This window comes from Stutzerimonas sp. LR2, assembly GCF_055755175.1.
Window position 1 is genome coordinate 261,550 of sequence record NZ_JBVTRR010000001.1, and the last position, 12,223, is coordinate 273,772.

The 12,223-nt window shown below is 65.8% G+C and carries 13 protein-coding genes; 4 read left to right on the top strand and 9 right to left on the bottom strand.

Going from position 1 to position 12,223, the window contains the following annotated elements; translation table 11 throughout:
* Nucleotides 1–111 precede the first annotated feature (111 nt).
* Nucleotides 112–1,338, top strand: coding sequence for an MFS transporter (locus tag ACVRRC_RS01200; protein ID WP_045157931.1), 1,227 nt, complete (start codon nt 112–114; stop codon nt 1,336–1,338).
* Here ACVRRC_RS01200 and ACVRRC_RS01205 read toward each other — a convergent pair whose 3' ends face one another.
* Nucleotides 1,339–1,767 (bottom strand): DUF2269 family protein, encoded by a 429-nt coding sequence (locus ACVRRC_RS01205; RefSeq protein WP_013981545.1) that lies wholly within the window; start codon nt 1,765–1,767, stop codon nt 1,339–1,341.
* A gap of 20 nt (nt 1,768–1,787) precedes the next feature.
* Nucleotides 1,788–3,302, bottom strand: coding sequence for a threonine ammonia-lyase, biosynthetic (ilvA, locus tag ACVRRC_RS01210; protein WP_014595623.1), 1,515 nt, complete (start codon nt 3,300–3,302; stop codon nt 1,788–1,790).
* A gap of 166 nt (nt 3,303–3,468) precedes the next feature.
* Here ilvA and rpiA point away from each other — a divergent pair, with 166 nt between their 5' ends.
* Both rpiA and ACVRRC_RS01220 read left to right on the top strand, forming a co-directional pair.
* Nucleotides 3,469–4,140 carry a ribose-5-phosphate isomerase RpiA gene (gene rpiA / locus ACVRRC_RS01215; RefSeq protein ID WP_019407549.1) on the top strand — a complete coding sequence of 224 codons (672 nt, stop codon included), beginning with the start codon at nt 3,469–3,471 and terminating at the stop codon, nt 4,138–4,140.
* Nucleotides 4,141–4,228: 88 nt separating this feature from the next.
* Nucleotides 4,229–4,576: a YegP family protein gene (locus tag ACVRRC_RS01220; RefSeq protein WP_014595622.1), complete on the top strand. Its 348-nt coding sequence runs from the start codon at nt 4,229–4,231 to the stop codon at nt 4,574–4,576.
* A 33-nt stretch (nt 4,577–4,609) separates the two neighbouring features.
* Here the strand turns inward: ACVRRC_RS01220 and ACVRRC_RS01225 are convergent, their stop codons facing one another.
* The 4 genes from ACVRRC_RS01225 to ACVRRC_RS01240 all read right to left on the bottom strand — a co-directional run bounded on the left by ACVRRC_RS01225 (nt 4,610) and on the right by ACVRRC_RS01240 (nt 8,669).
* On the bottom strand, nt 4,610–5,506 hold the full coding sequence (locus tag ACVRRC_RS01225; RefSeq protein WP_045157933.1) for an SdiA-regulated domain-containing protein: 897 nt from the start codon (nt 5,504–5,506) through the stop codon (nt 4,610–4,612).
* Nucleotides 5,507–5,583: 77 nt separating this feature from the next.
* Complete coding sequence (locus ACVRRC_RS01230) at nt 5,584–6,486, bottom strand: SdiA-regulated domain-containing protein (RefSeq protein WP_045633281.1); 903 nt, start codon at nt 6,484–6,486, stop codon at nt 5,584–5,586.
* Between the two features lie 95 nt (nt 6,487–6,581).
* Nucleotides 6,582–7,247, bottom strand: coding sequence for a fumarylacetoacetate hydrolase family protein (locus ACVRRC_RS01235; protein WP_011911636.1), 666 nt, complete (start codon nt 7,245–7,247; stop codon nt 6,582–6,584).
* Nucleotides 7,248–7,274: 27 nt separating this feature from the next.
* Entirely contained in the window at nt 7,275–8,669 is a 1,395-nt protein-coding gene (locus ACVRRC_RS01240; protein WP_472996526.1) for an FAD-binding oxidoreductase, read from the bottom strand.
* A 199-nt stretch (nt 8,670–8,868) separates the two neighbouring features.
* Here ACVRRC_RS01240 and serA point away from each other — a divergent pair, with 199 nt between their 5' ends.
* Entirely contained in the window at nt 8,869–10,098 is a 1,230-nt protein-coding gene (gene serA / locus ACVRRC_RS01245; protein WP_020306786.1) for a phosphoglycerate dehydrogenase, read from the top strand.
* 82 nt (nt 10,099–10,180) lie between these two features.
* Here the strand turns inward: serA and ACVRRC_RS01250 are convergent, their stop codons facing one another.
* The 3 genes from ACVRRC_RS01250 to ACVRRC_RS01260 form a co-directional block, all read right to left on the bottom strand.
* Entirely contained in the window at nt 10,181–10,477 is a 297-nt protein-coding gene (locus tag ACVRRC_RS01250; RefSeq protein WP_013981536.1) for a hypothetical protein, read from the bottom strand.
* A 150-nt stretch (nt 10,478–10,627) separates the two neighbouring features.
* The gene (locus tag ACVRRC_RS01255; protein ID WP_472996528.1) at nt 10,628–10,999 is read right to left on the bottom strand and encodes a hypothetical protein; all 372 of its coding nucleotides are present in this window, start codon (nt 10,997–10,999) and stop codon (nt 10,628–10,630) included.
* A 122-nt stretch (nt 11,000–11,121) separates the two neighbouring features.
* Nucleotides 11,122–12,192 (bottom strand): AI-2E family transporter, encoded by a 1,071-nt coding sequence (locus ACVRRC_RS01260; protein WP_019407546.1) that lies wholly within the window; start codon nt 12,190–12,192, stop codon nt 11,122–11,124.
* Nucleotides 12,193–12,223 lie beyond the last annotated feature (31 nt).

Here is a 12,223-nt window from a genome sequence, read left to right on the forward strand (position 1 = left end):
GACGAATGACGCGCCGTGCTGCGGCGCGGCGCTAATGCGACACCCCAAAGGGGCCCGACACCGCGGTCAGCCTGCCCGGGACACCGCTCGCACGCTCACAAGAGGAGCAGCATGCCCGCGTCCCTCGAACAACGCAGTTCCCGACCGATCGTGGTGGTCGCCCTGGCCACCGCACTGTGCCTGACCGGCGATTCCATGCTGTACATCGCCCTGCCGATCTACTGGCACGAAGTCGGCCTCGAGGCGCTCTGGCAGGTGGGCGTACTGCTCTCGGTCAACCGCCTGATCCGCCTGCCGTTCAACCCGCTGATCGGGTGGCTGTACCAGCGCATCAGTCTGCGCGCCGGCCTGCTGCTGGCCACCACGCTCGGCACCCTGACCACCCTGGGCTACGGCATCGCCAAGGGGTTCATCGCCTGGCTGCTGTTGCGCGCGCTGTGGGGCATCGGCTGGTCGTTCTTCCGCATCGGCGGCCTATCGGCGGTGGTCTACTGTGCCGCCGGCCAGTCGCGCGGCCAGGCGATGGGCCTGTACAACGGTCTCTATCGACTCGGCAGCCTCGTCGGCATGCTGCTCGGCGGCCTGCTGGTGCCGGTCTACGGCCTGCCGGCACTGGCCCTGAGCTTCGCCGCCATGGCCCTGCTGGGCCTGCCATTGCTGCTGCGCCACTTCCAGCCCCCGGCGGCGCTCGACGAGCGCCAATTGCCGGCGGCGCCCGCCGCCGACACCCCGCGACGGTCCGCACGGCTGAACGGCAAATACCGGGTAATCGTCAGCGGCTTCTGCACCGCCATGCTGATCCAGGGCGTGCTGGCGGCGACCCTGAGCGCACTGATCGAACGCTTCTACGGCAACCGGCTCGACCTGTTCGGCCTGCTGCTCAGCGCGACCGCGCTGTCTGGCATCCTGCAGGCGCTGCGCTGGTCATGGGAGCCTTGGCTGGGTCGGCGCTTCGGTGCCTGGTCCGACGGCCCGCGCGGCCGCTCGCGGCTCTATGGCGGAACGCTGCTGGTGGCGGCGCTGAGTTTCGGCCTGATGGCCAGCGGCCTGCCGCTGCTGCCCTGGCTCGCCGTGACCCTGCTGGTGATGCTGCTGGCGACGGCGCTGACCACCCTTACCGATGCGCTGGCCAGCGACGTCGCCAGCGCCGGCAACGTCGTCGCCTTCATGACGCGCTATTCGATCGCCCAGGACCTGGGCGCCGCCCTCGGGCCGCTGCTCGCCTACCTGCTGATCGGGCTGGCCGACGGCTTCGCCTGGCTGTACTGGGGCGGCTCGGCGATCTACCTGCTGCTGGCCCTGGCCTGGCTGCGCCGCAGGGGCCGTGCGGGCGATTGATCAGACCGGCTTGGCGCCCATCAGCGCCGTGATTGCGATCAGCACCAGCAGTACCAGCACGCCGTAGATGCCGGCATTGCGTGCGGCGGTGGCGTTGCCCGGTGCCTGCCAGGCGGCGAGGCGGCCGGCCAGCAGCGGCACCAGCGCTACCAGCACGACGAACAGCACGGAGCTGGCCAGCAGCCATAGCTGCCCCAGCGGCCATCCGGCCAGATGTGTCATCCACCATCCGGTCAGCGGCAATGACAGGCCGATCACCGCCAACAGCGGCAGGGACAGCCGGCGGGTGCGTTGCAACTTGCGCTGCAGCACGGCCTGGTCGCCGCCGCGGGCCGCCTTCCACAGCATCAGCAAGTGCACGATCACGCCCAGCAGCAAGAGCACTGCGGTGGCGCCATGCACGATGCGGAGGGTCAGGTAGTGTTCCATTGGCTTTCCTTTATCTGCGCTCAGCCGAGAAACAGCTTGTAGGCGGGGTTGTCGCTTTCATCCCAGTAGCGGTAGCCGATCTTGTCCAACGCCGCGGGTACCAGGTGGCGCTCCTCGGCCGGCACCTGCAGGCCGGCGACCACCCGGCCATCGGCCGCACCGTGGTTGCGGTAGTGGAACATCGAGATGTTCCAGCGCCCGCCCAGCTTGTTGAGGAAGTTGAACAGCGCGCCGGGCCGCTCCGGGAATTCGAAGCGCAGCACCATCTCGTCGCTGACCCCGGCCGCGTGCCCACCGACCATGTGTCGGGTGTGCAGCTTGGCCAGTTCGTTGTCGGTCAGATCGAGCACCGGGAAGCCCTTGTCACGCAGGCCCTGCACCAGCGCCGCGCGCGGGTCGTTTTCCGGATGGGTCTGCACGCCGACGAAAATGTGCGCCTCGCGGTCGGTGTGGTAGCGGTAATTGAATTCGGTGATCTGGCGCTTGCCGATCGCCTCGCAAAAGGCCTTGAAGCTGCCGGGCTGCTCGGGAATGGTGACGGCGATGATCGCTTCGCGCTTCTCGCCCAGTTCGGCGCGCTCGGCGACATGGCGCAGGCGGTCGAAATTGACGTTGGCGCCCGAGTCGATGCCCACCAGCACCTGACCGCTGACGCCGTCGCGCTCGACATACTTCTTGATCCCGGCCACGGCCAGGGCACCGGCCGGCTCGGTGATCGAGCGGGTGTCGTCGTAGATGTCCTTGATCGCCGCGCAGATCTCGTCGGTGCTGACGGTGATCACCTCATCGACGTAATGCTTGCAGACATCAAAGGTGTGCTGGCCGATCTGCGCCACGGCCACGCCGTCGGCGAACAGCCCGACCTGCTCCAGCACCACCCGCTCGCCGGCCGCCATGGCCGCCTGCAGGCAGTTGGAGTCGTCCGGCTCGACACCGATCACCCGGGTCTGCGGATAGAGGTATTTCACGTAGGCGGCGATTCCCGCCACCAGCCCGCCACCGCCCACCGGAACGAAGATCGCATCGATCGGCCCCTGATGCTGGCGGAGGATTTCCATCGCCACGGTGCCCTGTCCGGCGATCACGTCGGGATCGTCGTACGGGTGGATATAGACGTAGCCTTTCTCTTCCACCAGCTTCAGCGAATAGGCCAGCGCCTCGGGGAAGGCATCGCCATGCAGTACCACCTTGCCGCCACGGGCTCGCACGCCCTGCACCTTCAGCTCCGGCGTGGTGCGCGGCATGACGATGGTGGCCTTGATCCCCAGTTGCTTGGCCGCCAGCGCGACGCCCTGGGCATGGTTGCCGGCCGACGCGGTGACCACACCGCGCGCCAGTTCCTCGGGCGAAAGCTGCGCCAGCTTGTTGTAGGCGCCACGCACCTTGAAGGAGAACACGGGCTGCAGATCCTCGCGCTTGAGCAGAATCTGGTTGCCGATCCGTTCGGAAAGCTGGCGGGCGGGTTGCAGCGGCGTTTCGACGGCGACGTCATAGACGCGCGAAGTGAGGATCTTCTTGACGTAGTGTTCGAGCATTCTGGCTATCTTGGGCGGGCCTTGCGGGGAACGCCGAGTCTACCCTCGCGAGCGCCCCGGCGACCACCGGCAATCCGCGAAGGCCTCGGCATTGCCGCAGCACACGAGACCGGTCGCCGGCGCGGGGCTATAATCCGCGCTTCGTCTTTCCCGCCCGGATTCCCCCATGACCCAGGACCAGCTCAAGCAGGCCGTCGCCCAGGCCGCTGTCGACCATATCCTTCCCAAGCTCAACGATCGCAGCATCGTTGGCGTCGGTACCGGCTCCACCGCCAACTTCTTCATCGACCTGCTGGCCAAGCACAAGGGCTTCTTCGACGGTGCCGTGGCCAGCTCCGAAGCCACCGCCGAACGTCTCAAGCAACACGGCATTCCGGTCTACGACCTGAACTCGGTGAGCGAACTGGAGTTCTACGTGGATGGCGCCGACGAGGCGAACAAGCACCTGGAGCTGATCAAGGGCGGCGGCGCGGCACTCACCCGCGAGAAGATCGTCGCGGCGGTGGCCAAGACCTTCGTCTGCATCGCCGATGGCAGCAAGCTGGTCGAGCAGCTGGGCGCCTTTCCGCTGCCGGTGGAGGTCATCCCGATGGCGCGCAGCCATGTGGCGCGCGAGCTGGTCAAGCTCGGCGGCGACCCGGTCTACCGCGACGGCGTGGTGACCGACAACGGCAACGTCATCCTTGACGTGCACAACCTGATGATCGGCTTCGCCCCGGAGCTGGAAGGCAAGATCAACGACATCGTCGGCGTGGTCAGCAACGGCCTGTTCGCCATGCGCCCGGCCGACCTGCTGCTGCTCGGCACCCAGGACGGCGTGCAGACCCTCACGCGCTGACCGTCACACAGCGGCGCCTCTCGCCACGGGCGACTACGCTTGAATTGCTGCGCCGAGTCCGTCGCAGCAATTCACAGGAGGTGTCGCCATGTCCGGCAAATTCCAGCTGAAACGCGCCAGCAATGGCCAGTTTCATTTCAATCTGCTGGCCAGCAACGGCCAGGTCGTGTTGTCCAGCGAACAGTACAAGGCCCACGCTTCGGCGCTCAACGGCATCGATTCGGTACGCAAGAATGCCGTGCGCGAAGAGGCGTTCGAGGTCAGGGAGTCGAGCAACGGCAAGCATTACTTCGTGCTCAAGGCCACGAATGGCCAGGTCATCGGTCAGAGCCAGATGTACGCCAGCCTGCACAGCGCCGAGCAGGGCTGCGACTCGGTCCGTCGCCACGCCCCGAACGCCGCCCTGCAGGACGAAAGCGCCTCGCCGGTCGCCTGATCGCTGGTGCCAGGTGATCGGCTGGTCGTCCGATCACCTGGCCGGTTTGCGAAACACGTAGAACAGGTTCGGTTCGCTGACCAGATAGAGCGTGCCGTCCGGTCCCATCGCCATCCCCTCCGCCTGCGGCACGTCCCGCTCCAACCCGTGCCGGCCCGCGCTCAGCGACAGGCTGCTGAGCGGCTGGCCATCGGCGTCCAGCTCGACCACCAGGCGCGACTCGTCGGAAAGCGCCAGCAAGTGGCCGGTCTGCTCGTCGAACTGCAGGCTGGAAAGGTCGCGCACGAACAGTCGCGCCTGGTGCTCACTGATATGCACCGAGGGCGTCGGCTCGGCAAACGGAAAGCCGGATATCTCGTAGATGCGCACCGGGTTGCGCTCCTTGGCGACGTACAGGCGCTGGCCCGCCGTATCGTAGGCGAGCCCCTCGAAGCCCTTGTTGCCGTTGAGGTCGATCCCCAGCGACAGCTGTTGCGCCTGCTCGGCATCGATGACGCTCGTCTGCTCATTGACCTCGACGCGCAGCAACCGCTGCAGGCGTTCATCGCTGATCACGTAGACGCCTTCGGAGATATACTCGATGGCCTCCGGATCGCCGAAGCCGACCAGCGGAATGGCGCGCAGCAGATCGCCTTCCAGGCTGAGTTCCAGCCAGTGCGGATCGCCGTTGGTGACGGCGATCAGGCTGTTGCGATCCGGATCGAAGGTCAGCGCCGACAGGTCATCGTCGATACCGGCGACGACCTTGCCCTGGATCGCGACCCGGTAGTCCGGCAGCCACAACGACGCGCTGCCGCTCTGCTCGCCCTGCTGCCACTGGGTGAAGTGGAACCAGCCGCGCTCGAACAGACGGTAGTGAACACCGGCCGCCACGGCCAGTAACAGGGCAACGCCGAGCAGCGCAGCCAGAAGGATTTTCAACGCACGCATGACACCCACTTTCTTCTAATTCTGAAATCGCGATTGTGTCGGGCCCGGCTTACACCAGGCTTAACGGGCGCAACGTCTCAGCGCTTGCGGCTGAACACGTAGAAGCGGTTCGGCTCGCCTACCACATAGATGTTGCCTTCACCGTCCATGGCGACGCCCTCGGCCTGCTCGATGCCCTGCACCAGGCCATTCAGACCACCGAACAAGGCGATGAAGCTGCGTGGCTTGCCTTGCAGGTCCAGCTCCACCAGCAGCCGGGACTCGTCCGAGAGCAGCAGCGTATGACCGCTGCGCGGATCGATCGTCACCGATGACAGGTCGCGCACCAGCAGCGGCTGGCTGGGCAATGCCTTCAGCGCGCCGACGGCACCGTCCTCACCGGGGAATGGCAGCTCGAACAGCCCCTGCGGGTCGCGTTCCTTGGCCAGCAGCAGGCGTTGCGTATGCGGATTCCACGCCAGCCCCTCGAAGCCCTTGTTGCCGGCCTCGGCGAACCCGAGGTCATAGCTGGCGAGGTCGTCCAGCTCCAGGCTCTCCACGCCCGGCTCCAGGCGGAATACCGCGACCAGCCGGCGGCGCTCGTCGACGATCGCCAGGCGGCCATCATCCAGCGCCTCCACCGCTTCCGGATCGGAGAAGCCGGTCAGTGCGATGCGCCGCAATACGACACCGGCCGGGGTGAACTCGATCAGCTGCGGATGTTTGCCGGTAACGGTGAACAGCGTGCCGGTCAGCGGGTTCCAGGTCAGCCCGGAGGTTTCGTCGTCCTCGAGCCCGGCCAGCGTGGTCTCCAGCGCCAGCTCATAGTCCGGCAGCCAGATGCCGGCGGCACGCTGTTCGGCAGTGACCGAGCGCTCGCTCCAGTACAGCCGCAGCTGGTCATCCCAATGCAGCAGCCGACCGGCGACGAGCAGCGCAACGAACAGCAACAACAGGGCGACAGCGACGAGCAGGCGCCAACGGGAATAACGAACGGGCATGAAAAGCGTTCCAGCGGAGGGTGCCGGATTACAACACGAGAACGTTTCGCAAAGAAGCGGCAAACGCGGCGGGTGAATCCCGCCGCGTCGATGGATCAGAGCACGCGGCTCTCGAAGCGGGACAGGCCGACCAGCTCCAGCACCAGCTCATCGCCCTGGTTGAGCGGGCCGACACCGGCCGGCGTGCCGGTCAGTACCACGTCGCCCGGCTGCAGGCTGAAATGCCCGGCGATGTGCTGCAGCAGCGGCAGGATGGCATTGAGCATCTGACTGCTGTTGCCGTCCTGGCGGACTTCGCCGTTGATGCTCAGGCGGATGCCGATGTCGCCCAGATCCTCCACCGCGTCGCCCGGCACAAAGGGCGCCAGCACGCAGGCGCCGTCGAAGCTCTTGGCGATTTCCCACGGGTGACCCTTTTCCTTGAGCCTGGCCTGCACGTCGCGCAGGGTCAGATCCAGCGCCGGGGCGAAGCCGGAGATGGCATCGCGCACCTCTTCCTCGTTGGGCTTGCGCGACAGCGGCTTGCCGATCAGCACGGCGATTTCAGCCTCGTAGTGCACCGCACCACGATCGCTCGGGATGCTGAAGCCGCCTTCCAGCGGCACGGTGCAGCTGCCGGCCTTGATGAACAGCAGCGGCTCGGTGGGCACCGGGTTGTTCAGTTCCTTGGCGTGCTCGGCGTAGTTGCGGCCGATGCAGACCACCTTGCCCAGCGGGTAGTGGATCGGCGTGCCGTCGGTGTAGTGGTGCTGGTAGCTCATCGATGACTCCTTGGGTCGGTGGGCGACTCAGGCCGCGAAGATCTTGCCGGGGTTCATGATGCCGTTCGGATCGAACACCGCCTTGACCGCTTTCATGTATTCGATTTCCGCCGGCGAGCGGCTGTATTCGAGGTAGTCACGCTTGGTCATGCCGACGCCGTGTTCGGCGGAGATCGAGCCGTTGTACTTCTGCACGGTCTCGAACACCCATTTGTTCACCGTCGCGCACTTGCCGAAGAACTCGTCCTTGTCCATGGCGTCGGGCTTGAGGATGTTCAGATGCAGGTTGCCGTCACCGATATGGCCGAACCAGACGATCTCGAAATCCGGGTAGTGTTCGCCGACGATCGCATCGATTTCCTTGAGGAAGGCCGGCACCTTGCCGACGGTGACCGAGATGTCGTTCTTGTACGGTGTCCAGTGACTGATGGTCTCGGAGATGTACTCGCGCAGCTTCCACAGGTTCTGCAGCTGCTGCTCGCTCTGGCTCATCACGCCGTCGAGCACCCAGCCCTGCTCGACGCAATGCTCGAAGGTCGCCAGTGCCTGGTCGGCGCGCTCGTCGGTGGTGGCCTCGAATTCCAGCAGCGCGTAGAACGGGCAGTCGGTTTCGAACGGGGCCGGCACGTCGCCACGCGCCAGCACCTTGGCCAGCGCCTTGTCGGAGAAGAACTCGAAGGCGGTCAGATCCAGCTTGTCCTGGAAGGCGTGCAGCACCGGCATGATCGAGTCGAAATCCGGGGTGCCCAGCACCAGCGCGGTGAGGTTGGTCGGTTGACGCTCCAGGCGCATGGTCGCCTCGACGACGAAGCCCAGCGTGCCCTCGGCGCCGATGAACAGCTGGCGCAGGTCGTAGCCGGTGGCGTTCTTGATCAGGTCCTTGTTCAGCTCCAGCAGGTCGCCCTTGCCGGTCACCACCTTCATGCCGGCGACCCAGTTGCGGGTCATGCCGTAGCGGATCACCTTGATGCCACCGGCATTGGTGCCGATGTTGCCGCCGATCTGACTGGAGCCGGCGGAGGCGAAGTCCACCGGGTAGTACAGGCCCTTGTCCTCGGCGAACTGCTGCAGCTGCGCGGTGACCACGCCGGGCTGGCAGACGGCGGTGCGATCCATCTCGTTGAATCCGAGAATCTGGTTCATGTAGTCGAACGACACCACCACCTCGCCATTGGCCGCTACGGCGGCGGCCGAAAGCCCGGTGCGACCGCCCGACGGCACCAGCGCGACCTTGTGGGCGTTGGCCCAGCGCACGAGGGCCTGCACCTGCTCGATGCTCTTGGGGAAGGCGATGGCCGACGGCGCGGGAGCGAAATGCTTGGTCCAGTCCTTGCCGTAGGCGTTCAGCGAATCGGCGTCGGTCAGCACTTTGCCGGGCTCGACCAGGGTTTTCAGCTCATCGATCAGGGCGGGGTCGGTCATCACGGGAACTCTCATACGATTCATGGTCACCCTGAGCACGCTTCAGCACAGGGGTGGGGGTGTTTCGAGGGGCTCGTATGCTAGCATACGCACCCCTTTGAAACGTGCCTCGGCAGACTCCCGGCACCGGCATTGCCGGGTCGGCCAGCCTTCGCTGGACACTTCAGTCCTATCCTTCGGCCTTAAGGTTTTAATGCAGATGAGCCAGACCTCTCTCGACAAGAGCAAGATCAAGTTCCTTCTTCTCGAAGGCGTGCACCAGAACGCTGTCGATACCCTGAAGGCGGCCGGCTACACCAACATCGAGTACCTCAAGACCGCGCTGTCCGGCGATGAGCTGAAGGAAAAGATCGCCGACGCCCATTTCATCGGCATCCGCTCGCGTACCCAGCTCACCGAGGAAGTCTTCGACTGCGCCAAGAAGCTGATCGCCGTCGGCTGCTTCTGCATCGGCACCAACCAGGTCGACCTCAACGCCGCCCGCGAGCGCGGCATCGCGGTGTTCAACGCGCCCTATTCCAACACCCGTTCCGTGGCCGAACTGGTGCTGGCCGAAGCCATCCTGCTCCTGCGCGGCATCCCCGAGAAGAACGCTTCCTGCCATCGCGGCGGCTGGATCAAGTCGGCAGCCAACTCCTTCGAGATCCGCGGCAAGAAGCTCGGCATCATCGGCTACGGCTCCATCGGCACGCAGCTGTCGGTACTGGCCGAAGCGCTGGGCATGCAGGTCTTCTTCTATGACGTGGTGACCAAGCTGCCGCTGGGCAATGCCACCCAGATCGGCTCGCTGTACGAGCTGCTGGGCATGTGCGACATCGTCTCGCTGCACGTTCCGGAGCTGCCGTCCACCCAGTGGATGATCGGCGAGAAGGAAATCCGCGCCATGAAGAAAGGCGCCATCCTGATCAACGCCGCCCGCGGCACCGTGGTCGAGCTGGATCACCTGGCCGCCGCGATCAAGGACGAGCACCTGATCGGCGCCGCCATCGACGTGTTCCCGGTCGAGCCGAAGTCCAACGACGAGGAATTCGAAAGCCCGCTGCGTGGCTTGGATCGCGTGATCCTGACCCCGCACATCGGTGGTTCCACCGCCGAAGCGCAGGCCAACATCGGCCTGGAAGTCGCCGAGAAGCTGGTCAAGTACAGCGACAACGGCACCTCGGTGTCTTCGGTCAACTTCCCGGAAGTCGCCCTGCCGTCGCACCCGGGCAAGCACCGTCTGCTGCACATCCACCAGAACATTCCGGGCGTGATGAGCGAGATCAACAAGGTCTTCGCCGACAACGGCATCAACATCTGCGGCCAGTTCCTGCAGACCAACGAGAAGGTCGGTTACGTCGTCATCGACGTGGACAAGGAATACTCCGACCTGGCGCTGGAAAAGCTGCAGCACGTCAACGGCACCATCCGCAGTCGCGTGCTGTTCTGACGCTGCGAAGCGGTCGAGTGAAAGGGAGGCTTCGGCCTCCCTTTTTCATTCCCGCAGCCTTCGCCAGGCACGCAGCGGCGCGCTAGCTGCGCAGCACGCGCGGGCCGGCCGCGTCCACATCGCTACCGGGCTGCTCGTCCACCGGATCGAGCTGAGGCGGAACATCGGTTTCGATCGGCGACTGGCGCGGTTGCAGCGTCGGCGGCTGATCGAGCTGCTGTTGCTGCCTCGGCTGCTCGGCCGGTTCGTCACGGGGCTCGCTGTTGTCCAGCGGGTGCTGCCGCGCCTTGTCGGGCTGGGTGGGGCCGGTGCCTTCTGCCATCACGCCCGAGGCGAACGCCAGCGAAAGCAGCAGGATGCCGTAGCGCACAAAATTCATCGTCGCACCTCCGATCGTCTCTTGCGCTTTCGGCACATCCGCGCCGCCAAGGTTTCGCCGGCGCCACGGTCTTCGGCCGAGCGGTCACCGGCAGGACGCGAAACGGCCCGGAAGCCAGAGGCTTGCCGGGCCGTCGTGCTGTTCGCGGAATCAGTAAGCGCCGCGCTCGCCGCCCTCGCCGCCGGTACCAGTGGTACCCGGCGCACCGGTGGCGCCATCCGCGCCGGTATCGGCACCGGTGCCCTGGTCACTGCCGGTAGTGGTGGCCGGACGATCTGCCGAACCCGGCATATCGGTCGTGCCTGTGCCTGTGCCCGTACCGGTTCCGTTGTCCATGCCGCCGGTGCCAGTGCCAGTGCCAGTGCCAGTGCCAGTGCCAGTGCCAGTGCCGCCCATGGTGCCCTGCTCATGGGTCCCGTGATCCATGGAATTGTGCGTGCCGGTGCCGGTGTTGTCCGCCGCGAACGCCGCGCCGGAAAGCAGACCCGCCAGGGTGAATGCCGCGATCTTGTGCATGTTCATGATGCGTCTCCTGCCATTTTTTCAGGGGGTACACAGGTTCCGGCAGCAGGGCTGGCCAGGGGTTTCCTCGCCAGCCTTTACAAAACATGACATGCCCGCCAGGCGGCGGCGCAGAGCGGCCGCTACGACGAACCGTCGGTCACCTGCTCGCGATCACCGAGCAGATCCTCCACGTACAGCATGCGCACCAGCACCATGCCGAGCGCCGCCAGCGGTGTGGCCAGCAGCAGACCGAGGGTGCCGGCGAGCAAGCCGAACAGCAGCTGAACGCCGATGGTCAGCGCCGGAGGGATCGAAACGATGCGTTGCTGCATGAACGGCGTGAAGACGTAGCTCTCCAGCGCCTGGACGAACAGGTAGAGCCCGGCGACATAGAGCACTGTGCGCCCACCCTCCAGCGAGGCCAGCAACAGCGCGGGAATCACCGCCAGGACGGGGCCGATGTTGGGGATGAACGACAGCAATCCGGCGATCAGCCCGAGCACCAGCGCCAGCTCGATGCCCAGCAGCCAGAGGCCGAGGGTGGTCAGCACGCCGATCAGCAGCATCTCCAGCAGCTTGGCCAGCAACCAGGCGCGCAGCGTCGCGCCACTCTCGTCGAGCACCTCGGCGGCACGCGGGCGATAGCCCTGCGGCACCAGCTTGAGCAACCCGCTGCGGTAGATTCGCGGGTCAATCGCCAGGCAGATGCCAATGGCGAAGGCGATGACGAAACTGCTCAGCGCGCCCGCCACCGAGCCCATCACCTTGGTCACCACGCTGAAGGCGCTGGAGCCCTCCGGCAACGAATCCGCCAGCCGATCGCTCTGCTGCAGCAGCTCGTTGGCCCAGGGCAGTTGCTCGGCACGCTCACGCAGCCGCTCGACCGCCTCCGGCAGCGAATCGGACAGCGCGTCGGCCTGCTCGGCGATGCTCGGCGCCACCAGCCAGCCCCCGCCGCCCAGGCCCAGCAGCAGGACCACGAAGAATGCGGCCATCGAAGCCTTGTAGGGCAACGGGCTGTGCCTGCTCAGCCAGCAGCTCACGCCGTGGATCAACACGCCGAACAGGATGGACGCGAACAGCAGCAAGAGAAAGTCGAAGGCCAGCCAGGCGACGATGCACAGCAGCACCACAGCGGCCAGGACGGCCGCCTGCACCATGGCGCGGTTGGCGACCTGCTTGTTGTCGTCCGGCGATGTTGGCTTGGTCATGCCTCTCCCCCAGATGAGTACAAGGGGTACG